Below are 25,807 nucleotides of genomic sequence, written 5' to 3' on the forward strand. Positions count from 1 at the left end.
TTTCTTTGGCCCCGTCTGCTCGCAGGCGGGGCCAAAAGTTGTCAGCGTTCTGTGTTATTCCGGGTGAGTAGGCCCGGGTTCCCGGCAGGAAAAGCAGTCCAGAGGAAGGGCGGTTCCCGTGACGGAGGCAGCAGCGGAGCTCCCTCCTGCGCCGAAGGCGGCACAGGAGGTATTCGGCGAGCGCTTTCCGGAGGCCGTGCGGTACGGCGAACTGCTCGCCGACGCGGGGGTGAAGCGAGGGCTGATCGGCCCGCGTGAGGTGCCGCGGCTGTGGGAGCGGCACCTGCTGAACTGCGCGGTGCTCTCCGAGGTGGTGCCCGAGGGCGTCTCGGTGTGCGATGTGGGTTCGGGGGCCGGGCTGCCCGGCATCCCGCTGGCGCTGGTACGCCCGGATCTGAAGATCATGCTCCTGGAGCCGCTGCTGCGGCGGACGAACTTCCTCCAGGAAGTCGTCGAGCTGCTCGGCCTCGACCATGTCACGGTCGTGCGCGGACGGGCCGAAGAGGTCATGGGCAAGCTTCCCCAGGTGCATGTGGTGACCGCGCGCGCCGTCGCGCCGCTCGACCGGCTCGCCGGCTGGGGCGTTCCGCTGCTGCGCCCTTACGGCGAGATGCTGGCGCTCAAGGGCGATGCCGCGGAGGAGGAGCTCAAGGGGGCCCGGGCGGCACTGAGCAAGCTCGGTGTGGTGGAGACCTCGGTGGTGCAGGTGGGCGAGGGCATCGTGGACCCGCCGACGACCGTGGTGCGGGTCGAGGTGGGCGAGAGCCCCGGCGGTGTGCGCTTCGCGGCCAAGCGGGCGAAGGCGGCCCGCGTCAGCCGTGCGTCGAGGGGGCGCCGGCGCTGATGTTCCGTGCCGGTGCGGAACAGGCCGGCACTGATGCGCGGGATGTCCCGTTCCGCGAAATAGGGGAACGGGCTAATTCCATAAACGCCATCAAAACCACCCAAGACGGAGTGTCGCGGCTCATTCGGGCGCGACGCTGGCATCGTGTTTCACGTGAAACGTCGTTCTCTGCTGCAAGGGATCATCGGTCGCGGTCGTGCGGCCGCCGCGCCGCGCGACCGTAAGCCCACAAGGGTCACGGAAGTATCCACAGATGTGGATTCGTCCACAGGAGAACGGACCTCACTGGTTCACGACACCGAAAGCATGGCAGGCTCTGAACATTGCGAGCCTGATGTCGAGGAGAGTGAATCCTTGCGGTCCGACGCCAACATCGCGGGACCGATGACCGATCCGGTCCCCGGTCCCCGTAGCGAGTCGTTCGGGGACGACGTTTCACGTGAAACGCCGCCCCCGATGGACGACACCCCGATCGGTCGTGCAGCTCAGCTTGCGGTGGAGGCACTCGGCCGCGCGGGTGAGGGGCTGCCCCGGCCTGAACAGACCCGGGTCATGGTGGTTGCCAACCAGAAGGGCGGGGTGGGCAAGACCACCACGACCGTCAACCTGGCGGCCTCGCTGGCCCTGCACGGCGCACGGGTTCTGGTGATCGACCTCGACCCTCAGGGCAACGCATCGACGGCGCTGGGGATCGACCACCACTCCGAAGTGCCGTCGATCTATGACGTGCTGGTGGAGAGCAAGCCGCTCTCCGATGTGGTGCAGCCGGTCGTGGATGTGGAGGGGCTGTTCTGTGCTCCCGCCACGATCGATCTGGCCGGTGCCGAGATCGAGCTGGTCTCCCTGGTGGCTCGGGAGAGCCGACTGGACCGGGCCATCAAGGCGTACGAACAGCCGCTGGACTACATCTTCATCGACTGCCCGCCCTCGCTCGGCCTGCTGACCGTCAATGCACTGGTCGCCGGCGCCGAGGTACTGATCCCGATTCAGTGTGAGTACTACGCACTGGAGGGTCTGGGCCAGCTGCTGCGGAACGTCGATCTGGTGCGGGGCCATCTCAACCCCCAGCTCCATGTCTCGACGATCCTGCTCACGATGTACGACGGGCGCACCCGGCTCGCCTCCCAGGTCGCCGACGAGGTGCGCAACCACTTCGGCCACGAGGTGCTCCGTACGAGCATTCCCCGCTCGGTGCGCATCTCCGAGGCACCCAGTTACGGGCAGACCGTGCTCACCTATGACCCGGGATCCAGTGGCTCGCTCTCCTATCTCGAAGCGGCCCGGGAGATCGCGTTCCGTGGCGTCCCGCAGACCGGGGGCCAGGGCCTCAGCGTCAACTACGAAGCACAGCACAGCATCTCGGAGGGGAATCAGTGAGCGAACGACGTAGAGGCCTGGGCCGTGGGCTCGGTGCGCTGATCCCCGCGGCACCGCAGAGCACGGACAACGTCGGGCCCGCGGTGGGACAGGGGGCGACGTCACCGTCGTCCGTACCGGTGCTGGCCCCGGAGCGAGGAGTGGCGGCCGCCAAGGTGGCGTCGCTGCCGGCGCACGGTGTTTCACGTGAAACGGAAGCGGCGGTCGGGACCGAGGCAGCGGCGGAGGGCCTGTCGGCGGTCGCCGGTGCGCACTTCGCCGAGGTGCCGCTGGACGCGATCAAGCCCAATCCGCGCCAGCCGCGAACGGTCTTCGACGAGGACGCTCTTGCCGAGCTGGTCACCTCCATCAAGGAGGTGGGCCTGCTGCAGCCGGTGGTGGTGCGTCAGACGGCGCACGACACGTACGAGCTCATCATGGGCGAGCGGCGCTGGCGGGCGTCCCGTGAGGCCGGACTGGAGAAGATTCCCGCCATCGTCCGGGACACCGAGGATGAGAAGCTGCTCCTCGACGCGCTCCTGGAGAACCTGCACCGGGCACAGCTCAACCCACTGGAAGAGGCTGCCGCCTACGACCAGTTGCTGAAGGACTTCAAGTGCACGCATGACGAGCTGGCGGACCGGATCGGGCGCTCGCGTCCGCAGGTCTCCAACACGCTGCGTCTGCTGAACCTCTCGCCGTCCGTGCAGAGCCGGCTCGCCGCGGGTGTGCTCTCCGCGGGACACGCCCGCGCCCTGCTCTCCGTGGAGGACTCGGAGGAGCAGGACCACCTGGCGTACCGCATCGTGGCGGAGGGGCTGTCGGTGCGCACGGTCGAGGAGATCGTGAAGCTGATGGGCTCGGAGCCCAAGAGCGCGAGCAAGGCGAAGGGGCCGCGTGCCGGTACCCGGGTGTCCCCCGCGCTGACCGGCCTGGCCTCCCGTCTGTCCGATCGCTTCGAGACCCGGGTGAAGGTCGACCTGGGGCAGAAGAAGGGCAAGATCGTCGTCGAGTTCGCCTCGATAGAAGATCTTGAGCGGATCCTCGGCACTCTCGCCCCCGGTGAGGGACCTGTCCTGGGCCAGACGCTGGCCGAGGAGAAGAACGACGAAGAGTGAGCTGACACCCGTCGGCAGCTGGGCGGGCCGTGTTCCGGAATCCATACCGGAACACGGCCCGCCCTTTGCTCTCGCGCGCTACCGGTGCCCGTAAAGGGTGGATACGATGCGTTCGGGTATGGCACGGATCCACGTGGAGACACCTCACAGCGAGGAGAGGGCCATGCGATCGGTGAGCCGCACCGGACTGCTGGCGGCGGGGTTCGGCCTCGCAGCCGTCGGGGGGTTCGTTGGTGGTCTGCTCAGGGAGCAGGCGGCGCTGACGGCGCTCCGTGGTGCGGCAGGTGAGAGAAGTGAGGACCTGGTTTCATGGGCCGTCGGCTCGTACCGCTCACGCTGGACAACCTTCCGGATCTCCCCAAGCGCTGCCGCTCCTGTGTCTTCTGGGAGCTCGACCCCGTCAGCGGCGAGGCTGCGGTAAAGGCGGGGCGTCCCGAGCTGGAGAAGGAAGCCTGGATCTCGGCGGTACTGCTGGAGTGGGGATCCTGCGGGCGGGTCGTCTATGTCGACGAGGTGCCGGCCGGCTTTGTGATGTACGCCCCGCCGGCCTATGTGCCGCGCTCCATGGCCTTTCCCACCAGTCCGGTGTCGCCGGATGCGGTGCAGCTGCTGACGGCGTGGCTGATCCCCGGGTTCCAGGGGCAGGGGCTGGGGCGGGTGATGGTTCAGACGGTCGCCAAGGATCTGATCCAGCGCGGGTTCAAGGCGATCGAGGCGTTCGGCGACACTCGCTGGTCCGAGCCGGCGTGTGTACTGCCCGCAGATCATCTTCTCGCGGTGGGCTTCAAGACCGTACGGCCCCACCCCCGCTTTCCGCGGCTGCGCCTTGAGCTGCGGAGCACCATCTCGTGGAAGGAAGACGTGGAGCTGGCGCTCGACCGTCTGCTGGGAGCAGTCCAGAAGGAACCCGCACTGCGACCGCTGTAGGCAGTCTGTTTCACGTGAAACGGAGAACGGGCCCGCCTCCTCGATGAGGGCGGGCCCGTTTCACGTGAAACAACCGGTGTGACTCAGGCGAGGTAGTCCGCCAGGTCGCGCTCGATGGCGGCCTTCGGCTTGGCGCCGACGATGGTCTTCACGACCTCGCCGCCCTTGTAGACGTTCATGGTCGGGATCGACATGACGCCGTACTTGGCGGTGGTCGCCGGGTTCTCGTCGGTGTTCAGCTTGGCGATGACGATCTCGTCGTGCTCGGCGGCAATGGCCTCCAGGGACGGGGCGATCTGGCGGCACGGGCCGCACCAGGTGGCCCAGAAGTCCACGAGGACGGGCTTGTCGCTGTTGAGGACGACCTCTTCGAAATTGGCGTCCGTGACGGTCACCGTGGCGCCGGCCATGGCAGTCTCCTTACTGAGTGGGTGTTGGGAAAGCTGGGTGCGCGGGTCAGGCGGAGGGGGTCTTCTCCGGCTCGGCGGTCGACTCGCCGTCCGACAGCGCGGCGAGGAAGCGCTCGGCGTCGAGGGCGGCGGAGCAGCCCGTGCCGGCTGCGGTGATCGCCTGGCGGTAGGTGTGGTCGACGACATCGCCCGCGGCGAAGACACCCTGCAGGTTGGTGCGGGTGCTGGGGGCGTCGACCTTGAGGTAACCCTCGTCGTCGAGAGTCAGCTGGCCCTTGAACAGCTCGGTCCGCGGGTCATGGCCGATCGCGATGAACAGGCCCGTGACGGGGAGCTCGGAGGTCTCGCCGGTCTTGATGTTGCGCAGCGTCAGACCCGAGAGCTTGCTCTCGCCGTGGATCTCGGCGACCTCGCTGTCCCACACGAACTTGATCTTCGGGTCGGCGAAGGCACGATCCTGCATCGCCTTGCTGGCCCGCAGGGTGTCGCGGCGGTGGACGACCGTGACCGACTTGGCGAAGCGGGAGAGGAAGGTGGCCTCCTCCATCGCGGTGTCGCCGCCGCCGATGACGGCGATGTCCTGGTCCTTGAAGAAGAACCCGTCGCACGTGGCGCACCAGGAGACACCGCGACCGGACAGCTCGTCCTCGCGGGGCAGGCCGAGCTTGCGGTGCTGGGAGCCGGTGCTGACGATGACCGTCTTGGCACGGTGCACGTTTCCTGCGGTGTCGGTGACCGTCTTGATCTCTTCGGAGAGATCGACCGCGACGATGTCGTCCGGCACGAGTTCGGCACCGAAGCGCTCGGCCTGGGCGCGCATGTTGTCCATGAGGTCCGGCCCCATGATGCCGTCGCGGAAACCGGGGAAGTTCTCCACGTCGGTGGTGTTCATCAGCGCGCCTCCGGCGGTGACGGCACCTTCGAAGACGAGCGGCTTCAGGGACGCGCGGGCGGTGTAGAGCGCTGCGGTGTAGCCCGCGGGCCCGGAGCCGATGATGATCACGTTGCGGACGTCGCTCACGGGTGTCTTCCTTGTCTCTGCCGACTGCTTGCTGGGGCTCGGGGAACTCTCACCCCACCCAACGGATCCTACGGGGCTAGCATTCCCGGAGTGTCACAGCGCACTTCTCGTCGCTCAGTCTCGCTGGTACGAGTCCGACAGCAGGACCTTGCCGGGAGCCGGCTGCGTGGCGGAGACGCACGAGGAGGCGACGACATACGCCGAGACCCGCCGTGCGTCGGCCGGATCCGGCAGTACGACGAGGAAGGCGTCCTTGCCCTGGTAGCGGGTGTGGCTGGACGCGAGCGGCGCTTCGGGGCGTCCGATGCCCTGGCGGACACAGGACGGAATGGTGTCGGCACTGCCCCGCAGCGGGGTCTCGGGGAGGCTCTGAGCACCGATGTCGGGGGACTTGTGCGAGCTCTTGGACGCCAGCAGATCGCGAACATGTGATTCAAGGCTGGCGGCTGTGAGGGCGGCCGCACCGTTCATGCTCTTCTCGGTGGTCGCGGAGGACCGGTCCTGGTGGTGCCCCTGGCCGCTGTCCATGGCGGCGTTCTGGAGCAGAAGGCCACCGAAGCTGAGGATCGCGGCGGCCGCCGCCGTGCCGAGCAGAATCCGCGGCCAGCGGCGAGAACGGGACGAGCGACCGCCCGGTGTCTGGCGGCCCGGCCCGGAGGCGCCCCGAGACCGCCCTGGGGGCCGGGTGGCCGCCGATCCGCGACCGGGGGACTCGACGTCGGTTTCACGTGAAACAGCGACCGGCGCGGTGGCTGTTTCACGTGAAACATGCCCCGCGGCGCCAGGAGCGGTGGCGTCCAGCAGCGCCTCGGCTGCGAGGGCGGCATCGATGCGCCCGGCGACATCGGCAGGCATCCGCGCCGGACCGGGGAGCGTGCCCAGCAGCCCCCGGATCTCTTCCAGGGACTCATAGACGTCCTCGCACAGCGCGCAGGCGGCGAGGTGGTCGCGCAGATCCGCGGTGCGCGAGGGGGAGAGCAGCCCGTCCGTGAGGTCGGAGATCTCAGAGACCTCCGGGTGCTCACCCGTGCCGGTCGTCGACGTCACGCTCACCCACCTCCGCCCTTCACGGCACCTGTGTCCTTCGGTCCTGCCGTCGGTGGGACGGATGTCCCCTGCGCCCGGTTCCTTCCCCCGCTCGCGGGTTCGCTACCCCCGCCGTCGGCGCGCAGATGGGTGACCAAGGGCAGGAGCCGAGCACGGCCTCGTGCGCAGCGGCTCTTCACCGTCCCGGTCGGGATATCGAGGATGGCGGCCGCCTCCGCGACGGGGTAGCCCTGCATATCGACGAGGACGAGAGCGGCCCGCTGCTCCTCCGGGAGTGTGCGCAGCGCACTCAGCAGCTCCCGGTGCAGATCCTGGCGCTCGGCAGGGGCGGCGGCGGACTCCTCGGGCTCCAGCAGCTGCTCCAGCCGCTCGGTCTCGGCGACGGGCGAGGTGCGCCGCGAGGCGGCCTTGCGGGCCCGGTCGAGACAGGCATTGACCGTGATGCGGTGCAGCCAGGTCGTCACGGCGGCCTGGCCGCGAAAGGTGTGGGCCGCACGGTAGGCGGAGACGAGGGCGTCCTGGACGGCGTCGGCGGCCTCCTCGCGATCCCCCAGGGTGCGCAGTGCCACCGCCCAGAGCCGGTCGCGGTGTCGTCGGACGATCTCCCCGAAGGCGTCGGGGTCGCCGGCGACATGGCGGGCGAGGAGGTCCTGATCACCAGACTCGTCCAGCACACCCATCCCAACCCCCCTTGCCCAGCGGCTGAACCCTCGGAACCTTGGCCCTGTCACCAACCGGCGATCGTCGACCCGCCGTACCGCAACGTGATGAGTCCACGGGCTGGCAGCAACCTCGTACACCGCATGGTAGGCAGCCGTCGGGAGAAGTGCCAGGTATTCGTAGGCGCGCGATCTCGTCCCTAGGATTTCTGAAGGCCGCACAGGTGCTTTTCCTTCTCGGCAGGGCCGCTGCGCAGGTGCCGCCTTCTACCCGCCCTTCCGGTTGTCTATTGCGGAGATTTGGCATGGCCTGCTTCGCACGGTGCTGTCGACTGAATTTCGCGCCAAAACTGCGCGCGTGGAATTCTTCACGCGGAAGCAGTGCATGCAGCGGCCGACGGGTTCCTGGCCGCACGGCACGCGCCGCGTGGGCGGGCCGCGGACCTGGAGGTTCGGGGGCAATTGCGGCAAGTACTTCGTCGTCGCTCAGGACACCCAGGGACGGGGCCGAGCATCACACGGCACGAGGGCCTGCCGATGACTTGGCAGGCCCTCGTGCCGTAGGCGAAGGCGCCGGCGGGTGCGGGAGATGCGCTGTCCGCGGTTCAGCCGGAAATTTTGATTTCTGAAAGGCCCCCGCGGAACCAATCCGATTCCCCATCGCTGGGAAGTTCCGTGACGCGGATCAGTACATAGCGGGCCCGCACCGGCTGGTCGAGTTTCACATCCAGCCGGTCACCGGCCTTCTCCGGTTTGGAGAGGTGCCGTGAGAAATCGTCGAGCTTCGTCGGGTCGGCTGCGGAAGGCGCCGCTGCGCGGACTTCCACGGTCTGGCCCGGCCGATACATGCTGACCTGTATCTCGGAGATGTCCTTCGCGCGTCCGAGGTCGACGATGATGCCGCTGCCGTTTGCGCGCGACGGCAGGTTTCCGAAGTTTGCCCAGCCCTTGAACCGACCTGTCACCCAGGCGGTACTCGGGTCGCCGTCCGTGGCATTGCGCGCCTGCGCCGCTGAGAAGGGTTCGGCCAGGGGCGAGAACTCTGTGGCGCCCGTGATCGAGAGAGGCTTGCCGCTCGGCTTCTTCGCCTGGCCGCCGCCCGTCTGCGAGTTCCCCGGATCGTCCTCGTCGTTCTCCCGCTTCAGCAGCGTGTCCGCGAGCTGCCAGCTGCCCAGCCCCAGCGCCGCGATCAGCAGCGCGGAGACGGACCACTTCAGCGCCCGGCCCGTGCGGCTCTGCAGCGGCGGCGGAGGCGTGGCAACGGGCTGGGTCTGCCGGGCGGCCTGGCCGTTGTGCGCCGACGACTGCCGGTAGTTGCCCTGCTGGTAGCCCGTGCGCTGATACGGCGGCGGCGTGCTGAACGCCGTCTCCGGAGGCCGGATACGCGGCATGGCCGCAACGGCCTTGGCCAGCTCCTCCGGGGTGGTGCAGGGCTGCTCCTGGCGGGAAGCCGTGGCGCCGTCGTTGATCAGGGCCCGCATGGCCAGCTCGGAAAGCCCGCGGTGGACCCCGGCGCGCACCTGGTCGGGCGCGATCAGCCCGACACCCTTGGGCAGGCCGGTCAGGCCGTGGGCGTCGTTCTCGTACGGCCAGCGCTGGGTCAGCGCGGCGTACAGCAGCGCGCCGATCGCCTCGGTGTCCGTGCGCTGCGGGTGCTCGCAGGTGATGCCGCGCAGCGCCGCCATGACGGCGAGGCCACGGATGCGGTACTGCCCGGACTCCGTGCGCAGCACCGAACCGGGGGTGATCCGCAGATGGGCCAGGCCCTCGCGGTGCGCGGCGGCCATGGCCTGGGAGACCTGGCTGACGAGCTGGTAGGCGTCGTGCGGCTCCAGCGGCCCGTTGGCGAGCACGGTGGTGAGTTCCGTGGCGTCCGGCAGCCACTCGTGGACGACGTAGACGAGGTCGTTCTCCTCGACCGCGTCCAGGACCTGGACGAATCGGGGATCGCCGAGCAGCGCCGAGGAACGGGCGGCGGAGAGCACCGGCCGGCCCCGCGGATGGTCGGCGGGCAGGATATGCACGCCGACGGCTCGCCGCAGCTTCTCGTCCACCGCACGCCAGCTGCTGAATCCGTCCAGACGGGTGACGCACTCCTCTAGTCGGTAGCGTCTGGCGAGCTTGTGGCCGCTGTGCAGTTCCGGTGGCTGGGCCTCGGTCGCCTGGGCACGCTGCTCATCGGTGCGTGCGGCGTCCTGTTCCCCGCCGGATACCTTTTCGGCCTTAGCACCGTCGTCCGTGGCCTTACCCGCCTTGGCGGTCAGCGGTTCCTCACCGCTCGTGTCGGCCACGTCGACGGCAGCCGTGCTCCGTTCCGCCACCGTCGTTCCTGCCTCCCCATCCGTTGCAGGCTCAATGAGCCAAGACAATTGTGCCCACAGTCCGCCACTATGCACGACACACGGTGGCAGTCGATGGTTGTGCTCAATCAACGCCCAAGCTTTGACCGGACCATGCCGACCAGGGCGTTCATTTCCTCGATGCGCATTTTGCGTGCGGCGACGTAGAACACGGCCAGAAGTGCGGCGATGCCGGCGATCAGCGCGGCGAGCGAACCGAGGAATCCGCTGCCGAGCGTCTGCATGATGCCGTAGACCACCGCTCCGGAGACGATCGTCGCCGGGATGCTGGCGCCGGCCAGCCGCGCGTAGGTCCGCACGACGTGGGCGGTGTCGAGATCGCCGTCCATCCGCTTGCTCAGCCGCCGCCAGGCCACGCCGACGCCGATGATGTACGCCAGGCCGTAGGAGGCTGCCATGCCGACCACGGCCCAGCGGGCGGGCAGGATCAGGAAGCAGAGCCCGGAGGCCGCGGCGTTGACGGCGGCGACGATCACCGTGTTGTAGAAGGGGGTGCGGGTGTCCTCGTACGCGTAGAAGGCGCGCAGGACGACGTACTGCACCGAGAACGGGATCAGGCCCACACCGAAGGCCATCAGCATGTAGCCCATCGGGATGCCGGCGCCGGACGAGCCGTAGACCAGCGTGCACAGCGGGATGCCGAGCGAGAGGAAGCCGAACGAGATCGGGACGATGGCGACGGCGGAGGTGCGCAGGCCCTGCGACATGTCGTCCCGGACGGCTCCGGTGTCACCGTCGTGGGCGGACCGTGCCAGCCGCGGCAGCAGCGCCGCCATGACCGAGACGGTGATGATCGCCTGCGGCATGTTCCAGATCAGCTGGGCGCTGGCGTACGAGATGAAGCCGGTGCCCGGGTGGCCCTGCTGGTCGGCGGTGTTGCCGGCCCAGGTGGACAGCTGGGTGACGACGAGGACGCCCGCCTGGTTGGCAAGCACGAACAGCACCGTCCACTTCGCGAGCTTGGCGGCCTTGCCCAGGCCGTGGCCGCGCCAGTCGAAGCGGAGCCGGATCCGGAAGTCGGCGTCGCGCAGGTAGGGGATCATCGCCAGTGCCTGGACGACGAGCCCGAGCAGGGTGCCGATGCCCAGGAGCCGGATGCCCTCGTCGGGGATCGTGGTGACGCCGATGTGCGAGGTCTTCGCCGTGCCGTAGACCCAGATGAACAGGCCGAAGGTGGCGATCATGACGATGTTGTTGAGGACCGGAGTCCACATCATCGCGCCGAAGCGGCCGCGGGCGTTGAGGATCTGCCCCATCACCACATGCAGCCCCATGAAGAAGATCGTGGGTACGCAGTAGCGGGTGAACGCGACGGCGACCTCGTTGGCCGCGGGGTCGCGTGAGATGTCGAAGGAAACCAGCTTCACCAGCAGTGGCGCGGCGAGCACCGACAGCACCGTCAGCACGCCCAGGACCACGACGACGAGGGTCAGCAGCCGGTTGGCGTAGGCCTCGCCGCCGTCGTCGTCCTCCTTCATCGCGCGCACCAGCTGCGGGACGAAGACGGAGTTCAGACCGCCGCCGATGGTCAGGATGAAGATCATCGTCGGGAGCTGGTAGGCGACCTGCCAGGAGTCGCCGAGCACGGCGCCGCCGAGTGCCGCGACGATCAGTGCCGAGCGGACGAAGCCCGTGAGACGGGACACCATCGTGCCGGCGGCCATCACCGCACTGGACTTGAGCAGGCCGGAGGCGCGGCCGCCGGAAGGCTTGCCGGCCGCCGCTGCGGGGGCGGGCGCCGGTGCCGGAGCGGGCTGCTGCGGTACGGCCTCCGGAACGGGCGCCGCGGCGGCAGCGGAGGGCGCGGCAGGCGGGCCGGCGGGTGCCGGGCGCTGCGGCTCGTAGGGCTGCTGCTGGTCACGGAAGAGATGCGCGAAGGCATCGGGCTCCCGACGGTCGCCGGCCGCCTGGGCGCCCCGCTCGTCGAGGCCCATGAACTGCATCGTCGCGGCATCGTCGCCGTACGGCAGACCGTGGCCGGGGCCCGGCGGCTCGGAGGGCGCAGGCGCGGGCCACGACTGGGCGTCGGGGGTGGGGCGGCCCGCCGCCGGCTGCTGGTAGAGCGGGTGCGCGGGCTGCGCCGGTGGCGCAGGGTGCTGCGCGGGGCGGTCGTAGCGCGCCTCGCTCACCGGCTCCTGGGCCATCGGGTCCGGTGCGCGGTGCGGGCCGTTGCGGTAGGCGTCCTGCACGAACGGATCATGGTCCGCTGAGGACGGGGGCGTCGGAGGGACCGGCCCCATGGGGTCGCCATTGGCGCCCCGGCCCCGGTCACCGTCGTACGGCGCATTCATCGCTGCCCCACCTCATCCGTCGCCGGCCATCCGGCCCCGCCATCTATCAACGGTCCACTTTCTCACCTGAGCCGGACGGGTCGGAGCTTTCCGAACCGGTGTCCGGCTTGGGGTCACTCGGCTGCTCGGGGGCGTCGCCGTCCGTGCCGCCGCTGTCGCCGTCCGTGCCTTCCTCGCCATCGGAGCCGTCGCCGTCCGACCCGTCCTCGGCGCGCTGGGCCGCGGCCCGCTTGCGCTGGAGGTAGATCCGCACTCCGGCGAGGACGAGCAGCAGCACACCGCCCGCGATGACCAGCATCACAGTGGCGGTGATCTCCGTGACGTTCACCTGGAACGTCATGCGGCCACCGTAGGGCTTTCCGTCCGACGTGTAGAGCTGGGCGGTCACCCACGCGCGGCCGTTGGCGTTGGCCGTGGTGTTGAACTTGAACGACTGGCTGTGCCCGCCGTCCACCGTGATCTGCTGCGGCTTGCCCGCGTCCAGACGGTTGGGCTGGGAGGAGGTCAGCTTCAGCGTCATGTCCTTGACGCCCTGGACCAGGTTGTTCTGGACCGTCACCGGAATCGTGGCGCTGCGCCCGGAGAGCGTGGCGTCCGACTTCTGGATCAGGTGGACCTTCTTGGTCAGGCCGTCGAGGTAGCTGCGCACCGAGTGACGGAACTTCGCGGCACCGGTGCGATCGGACCGCCACTCCGTCGACATCTCGCGCATTATGGCGTTGCCGAACGGCGTCACCACACGCTCCGGCTGCGCCAGGATCACCCGGAAGTCGTCCAGCGCGGACTGGGTGCCCTGGATCTGCCGGAAGGCATCGATGGGCAGCTCGTGCCGGCGCAGCGAGGACGGGTAGGCGGCGCCGCTGGGCACACGGCGGCTGGCCGCGGGGTCGGGCTTGGCCTTGGCGGCGGCGCCGAGGTGCAGCGGCGTGGTCCAGCGCCCGGAATCGTTCAGCTGACGCAGCGCGGTGGCCATGGCCTGGGCCTGGCTGACCGATGGCATCCGCTGCGGTGCGACGACGATGCTGCGCTGCCGGTCCGGCTCCTGGAGGCTGATCATCTGGGTCTGGGCGATGAACTCCTGGACCGCGCGCGTGGCGTTCCCGGCCTTCGACATATCGCCCTCGAAGGTCTGCGAGAGCTGTGCGTCCGCGACGATGGCGGTGTTGCCGCCGCCGATGGGACGGGCTGCCGTCGGGGTGTAGGACAGTCCGCCGTTCTCCCGCAGGCTGTCGCTCCGCGTGATCACGTTGTGCGCACCGGCCGAGGTGGCGACATCGACGATGGAGGAGTCGATCGCGCCTTCCACGGGCCAGGCGAAGTCCGTACGCGGCTTGACGCCGAGGATCGTGTCCACGGTCTTCTCGGCGAGGTCGGTGGCCGGGCCGAGGTGGCCGAGCGCGCTGGGCACGCCCTTGCCGTGGTGGGCGAGCGAGGCGAGGTCGGGGTCCGCGAAGGGCAGCGCCACCACCTCGTGCGAGGTGACCGCCTCCTCGAGTTCGTGGAGCCACTGCTTGGCGACCGCCTGGTTCTTGCCCATCGGGCCGTCCGGGCCGTCCACCCGGTACGACTTGGTCATCGCGTCGACGGTCGCGAGCAGGTCGGGGTCGATGACGAAGGTCACCGGCAGGTTCTTGCCGAGCGCGACCATCTGCTGGAGCCGGCCGCCGGGGGCCAGCTCGGCGGCGAGGTCGTCGTTGCGGAAGACCGGCGTCTGCTGGGCGTCGGCGTCGGTCTCGGCAGTGAGGTGGGTGGGGGAGATCAGCGGCCACAGGTAGGTGAGCTGGGTCTTCTTCTCGGCGTTGGCGGCCTGCCAGGGCAGGAACGTCCGGTCGATCCCCAGGACCTGCTCGTAGGACGAGGACTGCGAGCGCCCCGACAGCGAGACACCGATCTGGTACACACCGTCATCGTCGAGATCGAGGTCCTTGACCGGGACGCTGAGGGTGAAGGGGCGGCTGACGCCGGGCTCCAGCTTGTCGATCTTCTGCTGGTGGTCCTTGACCTCCTCGCCGTCCGCCCCCGGCAGGTACCCGTTGCGATGCGTCGCGGCCTCGATGGCGCTGCGGCTGCTGAGCGCGTCGCCGCGGTGCATTCCGACGTGGGCGTCGGTGATCGTGCTGCGGCCGTCGTTGGTCAGCGTGCCGGAGACGGTGACCGTGTCGCTCTTGCCGGGAGCGGAGGGGGACATCGAGTCGATGGTGACATCGACCGTGCGGGAGCCGGTCGGGGCCGCCTGCGCGGAGGTGGCGTGCGGGACCTGGGCCAGTCCTACGAGCAGGGGGAGCCCAGTGAGCAGCGTCACGGTCCTTCGCAGCCATCGACCACGCGGCCGTTCAGTCACCTGGAACCCTGCCGCCTCGGCCACGCGCTCGTCCGTCCCTCGTCGTCGTCAGTGGTCGTCGGAATGTGCGTCCACGAATGGTAACGAGGCCCGCAGCACCAGAGTGCCGGGGAGTGCTCCACATGATCGCCGTGCCGACCGCCGTATGACCGGCCTGTCCCCTTTATTACGTGGCGCTTCGCGCTGCGCGGCCACGTACCCTGTTCTGTTGTGCCGAACGCCAACAATGACCTCCCCACCCCGCACGCCGAGCAGAGCCCGCAGTCGGCGGACGCGCTGAACCATGTGCAGCGGCGCGCCGTGAGCGAACTGCTGCGGGTCTCCCCCGTCGCGGACGACCTGGCCCGCCGATTTCAGGAGGCCGGGTTCACGCTTGCCCTGGTCGGCGGCTCTGTCCGGGACGCACTGCTCGGCCGGCTCGGCAACGACCTGGACTTCACCACCGATGCCCGCCCCGAGGACGTACTGAAGATCGTCCGGCCGTGGGCGGACGCGGTCTGGGAGGTCGGCATCGCCTTCGGCACCGTCGGCTGCAAGAAGGACTCGTTCGACATCGAGGTCACGACCTACCGCTCCGAGGCGTACGACCGCACCTCCCGCAAGCCCGAGGTGTCCTACGGCGACTCCATCGAGGACGACCTGGTCCGCCGGGATTTCACGGTGAACGCCATGGCGGTGCTGCTGCCGCAGAAGGAGTTCGTCGACCCGCACGACGGCCTGGAGGACCTGGCCGCCCGTGTCCTGCGCACGCCGGGCACGCCGGAGGAGTCGTTCTCGGACGATCCGCTGCGGATGATGCGGGCCGCCCGCTTCGCCGCCCAGCTGGACTTCGAGGTCGCCCCCGAGGTCGTCGCCGCGATGAAGGCGATGGCGGAGCGCATCGAGATCGTCTCGGCCGAGCGGGTACGGGACGAGTTGAACAAGCTGCTCCTGGCGCGGCACCCGCGTAAGGGCCTGCGGCTCTTCGTCGATTCCGGCCTGGCCGACCGGGTCCTACCCGAGCTGCCGGCTCTGCGGCTGGAGAGTGACGAGCATCACCGGCACAAGGACGTCTACGAGCACTCGCTGACGGTGCTGGACCAGGCGATGGACCTTGAGGAGAACGGACCCGATCTGGTCCTGCGGCTGGCGGCCCTGCTGCACGACATCGGCAAGCCCAGGACGCGGCGCTTCGAGAAGGACGGCCGGGTCTCCTTCCACCATCACGAAGTGGTGGGCGCGAAGATGACCAAGAAGCGGATGACCGCGCTGAAGTACTCCAACGACATGATCAAGGACGTCTCGCGTCTGGTGGAGCTGCATCTGCGCTTCCACGGCTATGGCACGGGAGAGTGGACGGACTCCGCGGTCCGCCGCTATGTGCGCGATGCCGGCCCCCAGCTGGACCGGCTGCACAAGCTGACCCGCTCGGACTGCACCACCCGCAACAAGCGCAAGGCCGCCGCGCTGTCGCGTGCCTACGACGGGCTCGAAGAGCGGATCGCGCGGCTGCAGGAGCAGGAAGAGCTGGAGGCGATCCGGCCCGACCTGGACGGCAACGACATCATGCAGATCCTGGGCATCAGTCCTGGGCCCGAGGTCGGCAAGGCGTACAAGCAGATGCTGGAGTTCCGGCTGGAGCACGGTCCCATGGACCGCGAGGCGGCCATCGCCGCTCTGAAGGAGTGGTGGGCGACGCAGAGCTGATGTTTCACGTGAAACAGGCGGTCGGTGGGCAGCCATGTTTCACGTGAAACATGGCATGGGCTTGGGGCGGTGTTTCACGTGAAACACCGCCCCAAGGCTTGTCCGGCGCGCTCGGTTCGCGCTACTTCGCCGGGGTCAGGCAGAGCACCATGTGGGTGTCGGCGCGCTTACGGCGCTGCACGGACTTGGTGTACGCCGATTCCCCCGCAGGGCAGATGGAGGGGTCGGAGGTGTCGTTGTGCACCGCGGTCACCTTGTACTGGGCCTCCGAGGTGCCGCAGTCCACGACCTTGAGGCCGTCATCGAGCGAGCTTGCGGACTTCTTCACGCAGTCACCGACCTCGGCGCTGTCCGCGTCGTCCAGGCTGGTGATCCAGAAGAACGCGAAGGCGATCAGCACGAAGACGATGCCGATGCCCTTGAGGATCGCCTTGGGGGACCGGTTCTTGGCGGGACGCGGCGGCGGAACGGGAGCGCCTCCCTGCATGTAGGGCTGCTGCGGCGGCGCGGGGTATCCCGGCTGCGGCTGCTGATAGCCGTACGGAGCCTGTGGCTGCTGGGGGTGGGCGTACCCGGCCTGGGGCTGGCCGTAGGGAGCCTGCGGCGGCGGTCCCTGGGGATACGGGTTCTGCCCGTACGGCGCCTGGCCGTATGGGTTCGGGCCCTGAGGCGGCATGGTCATGGAACTCCCCCGATATTTGATGTGTACAGGCTCGTGCAGGACGCCCGTAAGGTATCTGGTGCGCGCGCCCGGCCGCTGAGCCGGTCGCCACCGTGCGAGGAAGCGGTGCCTAACCGCGCCGCAAGCGCACCATTGCCGCGGTGACGAGCGCGTAGATCACGGTCACCATGAGCAGCAGAACGGTGGACCTGCCGTCCGGCGGCAGCATGAGGGCGGCGACCGCGGCGGCGCCGACGAAGGCGACGTTGAACAGCACGTCGTAGATGGCGAAGATCCGGCCGCGGAACGCGTCGTCGACCGTGGACTGGACGACCGTGTCCGTGGAGATCTTGGTTCCTTGTGTGCCGAGGCCGAGCACGAAGGCGGCGGCCAGCATCGGTCCCGGTGTGAAGGACAGGCCGAGCGCCGGCGCCAGCACCGCGCCCATGGCGGCACAGCAGGCGATCCAGCCGAACGCGGTGCAGCGCGCCACCGCCCACGGAGTGACGACGGCGGCCATGAAGAAGCCCGCGCCCGACACCAGGACGGTGATCCCGAGCAGGGCCAGGCCCTCCGATTCGGTCTCGGCCCAGGAGTACCGGCACAGCATCAGCACCATGACCGTCAGCGCTCCGTAGCAGAAGCGGATGAGGGTCATAGCGGCCAGCGCGCGGGCCGGGGTGTGCCGCTCGGCGAGATGACGCAGCCCCTCCGCGAGGCCGCGTACGGTGCTCAGCAGGGCTTCTCGCAGATGCGGTGGGCGGTCGGTGAGATCGGGGCCGAGCAGCTGTGGCGTCATACGCAGCGCGGTGAGCGCCGAGCAGAAGTAGAGGGCCGCGGCCAGCAGCACGACGAACGCGTCCACGTCCGGGCCGGCCAGCCGGACGGCGAAGGCGAGCCCGCCGCCCGCCGTCGCCGCGAGCGTGCCGGCCGTGGGGGCAAGGGAGTTGGCCATGACCAGCTGTTGTCCGCCGTCGACCACCCGGGGCAGTGCGGCCGAGAGCCCGGCCAGGACGAAGCGGTTCACCGCGGTGACCGAGAGGGCCGAGGCGTAGAAGAGCCAGTCGGGGACGTTCGACACGATCAGCGCCGCCGTCGCCATGGCCAGCAGCGTGCGCAGCAGATTGCCGTAGAGCAGGACCTGGCGGCGCCGCCAGCGGTCGAGCAGCACGCCGGTGAACGGCCCGAGCAGCGAGTACGGCAGCAGCAGGATCGCCATGGCGGAGGCGATGGCCGCCGGTGAGGTCTGCTTCTCGGGCGAGAAGACGACGTAGGTGGCGAGCGCGACCTGGAACACCCCGTCGGCCGCCTGGGACAGAAGCCGTGCGGCAAGGAGTGAGCGGAAGTCACGTAGCCGGAGTAATACGCGGAGGTCGCGCACAGCATGCATGAGGCACAGCCTCACACAGCCCGCAGGCCCCCGGGCGGAATACCCGGAGGCCTGCGGAGGGAGGCAGCGAACGGCGCGTCAGCGTTCGAGCTCGCCGTTGATGAACTTCTCGACGTTCTCCCGCGCCTCGTCGTCGAAGTACTGCACCGGCGGCGACTTCATGAAGTACGAGGAAGCGGAGAGGATCGGGCCGCCGATGCCCCGGTCCTTGGCGATCTTCGCGGCGCGCAGCGCGTCGATGATGACGCCCGCGGAGTTGGGGGAGTCCCAGACCTCGAGCTTGTACTCGAGGTTCAGCGGGACGTCGCCGAAGGCGCGGCCCTCAAGGCGGACGTAGGCCCACTTGCGGTCGTCCAGCCACGCCACGAAGTCCGAGGGGCCGATGTGGACGTTGTCCTCGCCCAGTTCGCGGTCCCGGATCTGGGAGGTGACGGCCTGCGTCTTGGAGATCTTCTTGGACTCCAGGCGCTCGCGCTCAAGCATGTTCTTGAAGTCCATGTTGCCGCCGACGTTCAGCTGCATCGTGCGGTCCAGGATGACGCCCCGGTCCTCGAAGAGCTTGGCCATCACGCGGTGCGTGATCGTGGCGCCGACCTGCGACTTGATGTCGTCACCGACGATCGGCACACCGGCCTCGGTGAACTTGTCGGCCCACTCCTTGGTGCCGGCGATGAAGACCGGGAGGGCGTTGACGAACGCGACCTTGGCGTCGATGGCGCACTGGGCGTAGTACTTCGCGGCGTCCTCGGAGCCGACGGGGAGGTAGCAGACCAGGACGTCGACCTGCTTGTCCTTGAGGACCTGGACGATGTCGACCGGGGCCTCGGGGGACTCCTCGATGGTCTGGCGGTAGTACTTGCCCAGGCCGTCGAGGGTGTGGCCGCGCTGGACCTGCACGCCGGTGTTCGGCACGTCGCAGATCTTGATGGTGTTGTTCTCGCTGGCGCCGATGGCGTCCGCGAGGTCGAGGCCGACCTTCTTGGCGTCCACGTCGAACGCCGCCACGAACTCGATGTCACGCACGTGGTAGTCGCCGAACTGCACGTGCATGAGGCCGGGCACACGGCTCTTCGGGTCGGCGTCCTTGTAGTACTCGACGCCCTGTACCAGCGAGGCGGCGCAGTTGCCCACGCCGACGATGGCTACGCGAACCGAACCCATTCCGGTTGCTCCCTGTGTTCTCGATGAGGACCTGCGCAGCAGGGCCTCATGTGGTGGTGTCATCGGACGGATCCGGCCGGGAACCACCCCGGTGCCGGGGCAGGCCGCCCGTATCTCCTGACTGGTTCTTCATGTCATGCGCTGCGGGACCCGGTGCGCGCTGATCGCGCCCGGCGCGCTCACTCTCGATGAGCTCGTTCAACCAACGGACTTCGCGCTCCACGGATTCCATGCCGTGGCGTTGCAGTTCGAGGGTGTAGTCGTCCAGCCGCTCGCGGGACCTGGCCAAGGAGGTGCGCATCTTCTCAAGGCGCTCCTCCAGCCGGCTGCGGCGGCCTTCCAGCACCCGCATCCGTACGTCCCGCGACGTCTGGCCGAAGAATGCGAAGCGGACGCCGAAGTGCTCGTCCTCCCACGCATCCGGTCCGGAGTGGGCGAGCAATTCTTCGAAGTGCTCTTTGCCCGATGCGGTCAATCGGTAGACGATCTTGGCTCGGCGCCCGGTCAGAGCCGCGGCGGGAACCCCCTCCGCAGCGGCGTCCGTCTCCTCGACGATCCAGCCGCTCGCGACCAGCGCCTTGAGGCACGGGTAGAGGGTGCCATAGCTGAACGCACGGAACACCCCGAGCGAGGTGTTGAGCCGTTTTCGCAGCTCGTAGCCGTGCATCGGGGACTCGCGGAGCAGGCCGAGGACGGCGAACTCGAGGATGCCGGAACGTCTGGTCATCCTCCGCCTCCTAGGCCCGGTGCGTTCTTTATGTCGTGCTGATGTATCGACTCGATACATCCAGACGATAGAACGGGCACTGGAGGGGGACAAGGGGGGAGTCGGTGAACGGCGTCACATCACCGATTCGTGCGATGCAACCTGACTGATTTGGAGTGAATTTCAACACTGGGGAGGTTTTGGCCGTGCGTAGTCTGTGCGGCATGCAGACTGCCGGGAACCGTGGGCCGATATCCAGCGTCCCCGTCCTCGGTGTATTGCGGCCCGCGCCTTTGGCATGGGCCGTGCATCGGGGGGACCTGAAGACAACTGCCGCCTTCAGGCGACGAGATAGCGCGCCTGCCCGAGGAGTATTCGTTCCATGAGCGAGCACCGTCGCAAACCGCCACAGCCGCAGAGTGGCGGACGTGCCGCGGCCCGACGCGCCGCGCAAGAGCCATCAGGGCGCCGTGGCGCCCGTTCGCGTGACTCCGCTGCCGGTCCTGCCCCCTACGGTGACGCCTCCGGGCATGAGTCGCGGATGGGCGGTCGGGCCGAGGCCCGCAGGGCTGCCCAGCGTGGCGGTCGCCGCAGGGCGTCCGATGCCTCGATGGCGAGCTCCGGCGCCGGCGGCCGTGGCGGCGGCCGCCGTGGCGGTGGCGGCGGTGGCCCCGAGGGAGGCCGCGGCCGCGGGCGTGGCGACGGCAGGCCCGCCAAGCGGCGTCTGATCGACTACCCGCGCGCGGGCAAGGTCGGCTGGCGGCGCTTCGTGCCGTCGTGGAAGCAGGTCACCAGCATGGTGATCGGTTTCGCCGGTCTGATCGTGGGCGCCTCCGGTGTGGCGCTGGCCCTGGTGAGCGTGCCGAACGAGAGCGACGCCGCCAAGTCGCAGAACAACGTCTACCTCTGGGCCAATGGCGACGTCATGGCTCGCGACGGTAAGACCAACCGGCAGAACATCGACATACAAGACATTCCGCCGTCGATGCAGAATGCAGCGATCGCGGCGGAGAACGCGTCCTTCCGGACGGACTCCGGAGTGGACCCGATGGGTATCGCGCGTGCCGTGTTCAACATGGCCAGGGGCGGCGAGACCCAGGGTGGCTCGACCATCACTCAGCAGTACGTCAAGAACGCCATGCTGAACCAGCAGCAGACCTTCGATCGCAAGTTCAAGGAGCTGTTCATCGCGATCAAGGTCGGCTGGCGTATGGACAAGCCGAAGATCCTGCAGGGGTACCTGAACACCAGCTACTACGGGCGCGGTGCCTACGGGATCCAGGCGGCGGCTCAGGCGTACTACGGCAAGAACGCCGACAAGCTGAAGCCGGACGAGGGCGCCTTCCTGGCGACCGTGCTCAAGGGCGCCGACCTCTACGACCCGGCGGGCGGCACCGGCCCCGGGGCCACCCGGGAGGCGAACACCAAGCGCGCCATCGCGCGGTGGAAGTGGATCCTCGACCGGGAGGTCGAGAACGGCCTCATGTCGAAGTCGGAGCGGGCCGAGTACACGAAGTTCCCCAAGCCCGTCACTCCCAAGCCGGTGGCCAGCAAGAGCGGCCAGATCGGCTATCTGATGGACACCGCCAAGAAGTACGTGCTGAAGCACGGGGACATCAGCGAGGCCCAGTTCGACAAGGGCGGCTACACGATCCGGACGACCTTCGACAAGAAGAAGACCGGTCAGCTCGCCGACGCCGTCAAGAAGGTCCACAAGCGGTACATCAACCCCAAGGAGCGCGAGAAGGACAAGTACGTCCAGTTCGGCGGTGCTTCCGTGGTGCCGGGGGACGGCAAGATCGTCGCCCTGTACGGCGGTGAGGGCTATGACAAGGGCCACTTCAGCAACAACGCCGACACCTTCGGTGTGCCGGTCGGCTCGACCTGGAAGCCGTTCGTACTCGCGGCGGCGATGAAGTACGGCGTGCCCGCGACCCAGCCCCAGGGGCTCTCGCCCCTCAGCCGGTACAACGGCAACGACCATCTCAAGGTGAAGAAGGCGGACGGCACCTACGTCCTCAAGCGGGACAACTCGCCCTTCTACCAGGAGAACGAGAGCGCCCACCGCTGGGGCTACATCAGCTTGGTCAAGGCGATGGAGCAGTCCGTCAACACCCCGTTCGTGCAGCTCGGCATGGATGTCGGGATGGACAAGGTCAAGGAGATGGCGCAGCTCTCGGGCATCTCGCCGGCCAGCTTCGACAAGAACCTCAACCCGTCCTTCGCACTGGGCACCTCCACCCCGAGCGCGATTCGTATGGCCGACGCCTATGCGACCTTCGCCGCGTCGGGCACGAAGGTGGAGCCGTACTCGGTGACCAAGGTGACGCACGGCGGCGAGGACCTGCCGGGCTTCGAGAAGCCCAGCCAGGAGACGGCGATGGACTCCAACATCGCCAACAACGTGACCAAGGTGCTGGAGAACGTCATCGACAACGGCACCGCGAAGGAAGCCAACAGGCTGAACATGCCGGCCGCGGGCAAGACCGGTACCACCGACGAGAACAAGTCGGCCTGGTTCGTCGGCTACACCAAGCAGCTCTCGACGGCCATCACGATGTTCCGCGAGGACGCGCAGAACCCGCGCCAGCTGTCCATGAACGGAGTCGGCGGCTTCGACTCGATCCACGGTGGTGCGCTGCCGACCGAGGTGTGGACCGAGTACATGCTGCAGGCGATGAACGGCGTCACCCCGGAGCCGTTCCCGGCCGCCATCCCGCTCGGCGAGCGGGCCGACGAGGCGGGTATGCCGTCCCCGACGCCGACTCCCACCCCGTCGGACACCCCGTCGGCGACCCCGTCGGAGACTCCCACCGAGTCCGCTCCCCCGTCGGACAGTCCGAGCCCGACTCCGACCAAGCCCTGTTCTCCCTGGGACGTCAACTGCAACGACAACGGTGGGACGACCACCGGCGGCGGACCCGGTGGCGACACCGGGGGCGATACGAGCACTCCCACCGTGGATCCGGGCACCAACGGCGGAGGAAACGGGAACGGCAACGGCGGAGGTAATGGAGGCTTGTTCGGCGGCCCGACCGGCCAATAGCCACCGCGCCGACCGTTTCACGTGAAACAACGGTGACTGTTTCACGTGAAACATGAGCCACGAAGCCCCTGCCCGGCTTGCCGGGACAGGGGCTTCGCCATGTTCTGCCCCTGGTCGTACGGCAGGATGGGGCCATGACGAGCGTGCGACAGGACGAGCCGGTACGGCCGACAAGGCGGGATGAGGTGGCGGCGGCCGGCAGCGAGCTGGTCGGAGGTCCGCTCGGCCGTCGCGCCCTGCTCGGAACGCACTGGCTGACGCCGGTGCGGGTCGTCGCACTGGTCGCCATCGGGATGTTCGCGCTCGGCATGGTGCAGAAGCTGCCGTGCTACAACGGCGGCTGGTTCTTCGGGGCGACGAGCCAGTACACCCATGCCTGCTACTCCGACATCCCTCATCTCTATGCGGGACGGGGCTTCGCCGACGGGCTCATCCCGTACTTCGACCGGCTGCCCGGCGATATGGAGTACCTCGAGTACCCGGTGCTCACCGGGTACTTCATGCAGGTCGCCTCGTGGCTGACGCCGAGCGCGGGGACGATCCAGTACCGCGAACAGATCTACTGGCTGGTCAACGCGGGGATGCTGATGGTCTGCGCCGCCGTCATCGCGGTGTGCGTGGCCCGTACGCATCGGCGGCGCCCCTGGGACGGCCTGCTCGTCGCCCTGGCACCCGCCTTCGCGCTGACCGCGACCATCAACTGGGACCTGCTGGCGATCGCCCTGACCGCCGGCGGGATGCTGATGTGGTCACGCAGCCGCCCGCTGAAGGCAGGCATGCTGATCGGTCTGGCGACCGCGGCGAAGCTGTACCCGGTGCTGCTGCTGGGCCCGCTGCTGGTGCTGTGCTGGCGGGCGGGAGCCTGGCGCGCGTTCGGGAAGGCCGCTGCCGGAGCCGTGGGGTCCTGGTTGCTGGTGAACCTGCCGGTGATGATCACGCACGATGCGACGGGGTTCCACATCCGTGAGGGCTGGGCGAAGTTCTACACCTTCAGCCAGGAGCGGCCCATCGACTTCGGTTCGATCTGGTTGCTGATCTCGCAGCGCACCGGCAACCCGCTGGAGAACGCCAACACCTATGCCACGCTGCTGATGCTCGTCGGCTGTGCCGCCATCGGGGTCCTGACCCTCTACGCCCCGCGGCGGCCGCGGTTTGCCCAGCTCGCGTTCCTCGTCGTCGCGCTGTTCATCCTGACCAACAAGGTCTACTCGCCGCAGTACGTCCTGTGGCTGACCCCGCTCGCCGCGCTGGCCCGGCCGCGCTGGCGGGATTTCCTCATCTGGCAGGCCTGCGAGGTCATGTACTTCCTGGGGATCTGGATGTACCTCGCCTACACCGGCAGCGGCGACAAGCACCAAGGACTGCCGCCGGAGGGCTATCAGTTCGCCATCGCGCTGCACCTCCTGGGCACTCTCTACCTCTGCGCCGTGGTCGTACGGGACATTCTGATGCCCGAGCGGGACGTGGTCCGCAGGGACGGCGACGACGATCCGTCGGGCGGGGTCCTGGACCGCAGCCCCGATGTGTTCGTGCTCGGCAGGACGTACCACCCGCCTCGGCACGCGGTGCACTTCGAGGCGGCGCCACGGGTGCGCTGGGGCGTCGTACGGGACTGAAGCCGGGGCGGTGGCGCATGCACGGGGCCCGGTGCCGCAGAGGAGTTCTGCGGCACCGGGCCCTTGGTGTGTGGTGGATCCGGCAGGTCGGCTCAGCGGTCCACGAGGCGGTCGAACTGAGTGGTGGTGTGCCGCAGATGGGCCACCAGCTCCTCGCCGACCTGCGGCTGCGGGGCGTCCCCCGGCACGAACAGGATCGACACCTGCATGTGCGGGGGCTCCGCGAACCAGCGCTGCTTCCCGGCCCAGACATACGGCGCGAGATTGCGGTTGACGGTCGCCAGACCGGCCCGGGCCACGCCCTTGGCGCGCGGCATCACGCCGTGCAGCGCCTTGGGAGACTCCAGGCCCACGCCGTGCGAGGTTCCGCCCGCCACCACGACCAGGTAACCGTCGGAGGCCGCCTTCTGCTGGCGGTAGCCGAAGCGCTCGCCCTTGGAGACCCGGGTGACATCGAGCACCGAGCCGCGGTACTCGGTGGCCTCGTGGTCGCCGAGCCACAGCCGCGTACCGATCCGCGCGCGGAAGCGGGTCTGCGGGAACTGCTGCTGGAGGCGGGCGAGTTCATCGGCCTTGAGGTGGCTGACGAACATGGTGTGCAGCGGGAGGCGGGCGGCGCGGAGCCGGTCCATCCAGCCGATGACCTCGTCGACCGCGTCGGAGCCGTCGGCGCGGTCCAGCGGCAGGTGGATCGCGAAGCCCTCAAGCCGGACGTCCTCGATGGCCGCGGCCAGCTTCGGCAGGTCCTCCGGCTTGACGCCATGGCGCTTCATGCTGCTCATGACCTCGATGACGACCCGGGCGCCGACCAGGCCGCCGACGCCCTCGACCGAGGAGACCGAGCGGATCGCCCGGTCGGGCAGCGGCACCGGCTCCTCGCCGTGCCGGAACGGGGTCAGGACGAGCAGGTCACCGCTGAAGAAGTCCTTGATACGGGCCGCTTCGTAGGTCGTCCCGACCGCGAGGATGTCGGCGCCCAGGCGGGTCGCCTCGTCGGCGAGGCGCTCATGGCCGAAGCCGTAGCCGTTGCCTTTGCAGACCGGGACCAGCCCGGGGAACTGCTGGAGAACGCTCTGCTGATGCGCCCGCCAGCGCGCGGTGTCGACGTAGAGGGTGAGCGCCATGGCCGGGGCCGGAACCTTTCTCGTAGCGGGGTGTCTCGGGGTG

The 25,807-nt window shown here is 68.7% G+C and carries 19 protein-coding genes; 7 read left to right on the forward strand and 12 right to left on the reverse strand.

The genetic code is table 11. The annotated features are described in order from the left end of the window. Positions 1-118 precede the first annotated feature (118 nt). From rsmG to ACZ4NB_RS03120, 4 genes are all read left to right on the forward strand, one after another. The gene (gene rsmG / locus ACZ4NB_RS03105) at positions 119-844 is read left to right on the forward strand and encodes a 16S rRNA (guanine(527)-N(7))-methyltransferase RsmG (protein WP_467657914.1); all 726 of its coding nucleotides are present in this window, start codon (positions 119-121) and stop codon (positions 842-844) included. A gap of 306 nt (positions 845-1,150) precedes the next feature. Beyond that, complete coding sequence (locus ACZ4NB_RS03110; RefSeq protein ID WP_393486448.1) at positions 1,151-2,221, forward strand: AAA family ATPase; 1,071 nt, start codon at positions 1,151-1,153, stop codon at positions 2,219-2,221. After that, positions 2,218-3,318 (forward strand): ParB/RepB/Spo0J family partition protein, encoded by a 1,101-nt coding sequence (locus ACZ4NB_RS03115; RefSeq protein ID WP_467657915.1) that lies wholly within the window; start codon positions 2,218-2,220, stop codon positions 3,316-3,318. Before ACZ4NB_RS03110 ends, ACZ4NB_RS03115 begins: the two co-directional genes overlap by 4 nt. Positions 3,319-3,627: 309 nt before the next feature. Continuing rightward, complete coding sequence (locus ACZ4NB_RS03120) at positions 3,628-4,245, forward strand: GNAT family N-acetyltransferase (protein ID WP_467657916.1); 618 nt, start codon at positions 3,628-3,630, stop codon at positions 4,243-4,245. A gap of 83 nt (positions 4,246-4,328) precedes the next feature. On the opposite strand, the gene trxA is transcribed toward ACZ4NB_RS03120, so the two are convergent. The 7 genes from trxA to ACZ4NB_RS03155 form a co-directional block, all read right to left on the reverse strand. Continuing rightward, entirely contained in the window at positions 4,329-4,655 is a 327-nt protein-coding gene (gene trxA, locus ACZ4NB_RS03125; RefSeq protein ID WP_393485761.1) for a thioredoxin, read from the reverse strand. A 46-nt stretch (positions 4,656-4,701) separates the two neighbouring features. Continuing rightward, positions 4,702-5,676, reverse strand: coding sequence for a thioredoxin-disulfide reductase (gene trxB, locus ACZ4NB_RS03130; protein WP_467657917.1), 975 nt, complete (start codon positions 5,674-5,676; stop codon positions 4,702-4,704). Between the two features lie 114 nt (positions 5,677-5,790). Next, positions 5,791-6,723, reverse strand: a complete 933-nt coding sequence (locus ACZ4NB_RS03135; protein ID WP_467657918.1) for an anti-sigma factor family protein — start codon at positions 6,721-6,723, stop codon at positions 5,791-5,793. 2 nt (positions 6,724-6,725) lie between these two features. After that, the gene (gene sigM / locus ACZ4NB_RS03140) at positions 6,726-7,403 is read right to left on the reverse strand and encodes an RNA polymerase sigma factor SigM (protein ID WP_467657920.1); all 678 of its coding nucleotides are present in this window, start codon (positions 7,401-7,403) and stop codon (positions 6,726-6,728) included. A 584-nt stretch (positions 7,404-7,987) separates the two neighbouring features. After that, on the reverse strand, positions 7,988-9,703 hold the full coding sequence (locus tag ACZ4NB_RS03145; protein WP_467657921.1) for a protein kinase family protein: 1,716 nt from the start codon (positions 9,701-9,703) through the stop codon (positions 7,988-7,990). A gap of 107 nt (positions 9,704-9,810) precedes the next feature. After that, positions 9,811-12,033 (reverse strand): murein biosynthesis integral membrane protein MurJ, encoded by a 2,223-nt coding sequence (gene murJ / locus ACZ4NB_RS03150; protein WP_467657922.1) that lies wholly within the window; start codon positions 12,031-12,033, stop codon positions 9,811-9,813. Positions 12,034-12,079: 46 nt separating this feature from the next. Then, a complete protein-coding gene (locus ACZ4NB_RS03155; protein WP_467657923.1) occupies positions 12,080-14,335 on the reverse strand; it encodes a DUF6049 family protein in 2,256 nt (751 codons plus the stop codon). Positions 14,336-14,584: 249 nt separating this feature from the next. Between ACZ4NB_RS03155 and ACZ4NB_RS03160 the strand changes: the two genes are divergently transcribed. Continuing rightward, on the forward strand, positions 14,585-16,060 hold the full coding sequence (locus ACZ4NB_RS03160) for a CCA tRNA nucleotidyltransferase (RefSeq protein ID WP_467657924.1): 1,476 nt from the start codon (positions 14,585-14,587) through the stop codon (positions 16,058-16,060). A gap of 121 nt (positions 16,061-16,181) precedes the next feature. On the opposite strand, the gene ACZ4NB_RS03165 is transcribed toward ACZ4NB_RS03160, so the two are convergent. The 4 genes from ACZ4NB_RS03165 to ACZ4NB_RS03180 all read right to left on the reverse strand — a co-directional run bounded on the left by ACZ4NB_RS03165 (position 16,182) and on the right by ACZ4NB_RS03180 (position 19,999). Continuing rightward, positions 16,182-16,742 carry an LppU/SCO3897 family protein gene (locus ACZ4NB_RS03165; protein WP_467657925.1) on the reverse strand — a complete coding sequence of 187 codons (561 nt, stop codon included), beginning with the start codon at positions 16,740-16,742 and terminating at the stop codon, positions 16,182-16,184. 109 nt (positions 16,743-16,851) lie between these two features. Further along, on the reverse strand, positions 16,852-18,111 hold the full coding sequence (locus ACZ4NB_RS03170) for an MFS transporter (protein ID WP_467657926.1): 1,260 nt from the start codon (positions 18,109-18,111) through the stop codon (positions 16,852-16,854). 78 nt (positions 18,112-18,189) lie between these two features. After that, positions 18,190-19,272 (reverse strand): inositol-3-phosphate synthase, encoded by a 1,083-nt coding sequence (locus ACZ4NB_RS03175; RefSeq protein WP_467657928.1) that lies wholly within the window; start codon positions 19,270-19,272, stop codon positions 18,190-18,192. Between the two features lie 46 nt (positions 19,273-19,318). Continuing rightward, entirely contained in the window at positions 19,319-19,999 is a 681-nt protein-coding gene (locus ACZ4NB_RS03180; RefSeq protein ID WP_467657929.1) for a PadR family transcriptional regulator, read from the reverse strand. A 361-nt stretch (positions 20,000-20,360) separates the two neighbouring features. Here ACZ4NB_RS03180 and ACZ4NB_RS03185 point away from each other — a divergent pair, with 361 nt between their 5' ends. After that, complete coding sequence (locus ACZ4NB_RS03185) at positions 20,361-23,024, forward strand: transglycosylase domain-containing protein (protein WP_467657930.1); 2,664 nt, start codon at positions 20,361-20,363, stop codon at positions 23,022-23,024. Between the two features lie 134 nt (positions 23,025-23,158). After that, complete coding sequence (locus ACZ4NB_RS03190; protein ID WP_467657932.1) at positions 23,159-24,640, forward strand: glycosyltransferase family 87 protein; 1,482 nt, start codon at positions 23,159-23,161, stop codon at positions 24,638-24,640. A 92-nt stretch (positions 24,641-24,732) separates the two neighbouring features. Here the strand turns inward: ACZ4NB_RS03190 and ACZ4NB_RS03195 are convergent, their stop codons facing one another. Then, a complete protein-coding gene (locus ACZ4NB_RS03195; RefSeq protein WP_467657933.1) occupies positions 24,733-25,764 on the reverse strand; it encodes an alanine racemase in 1,032 nt (343 codons plus the stop codon). Between the last annotated feature and the right edge of the window lie 43 nt (positions 25,765-25,807).

The sequence above is a fragment of the Streptomyces sp. NPDC026575 genome (genome assembly GCF_055567415.1).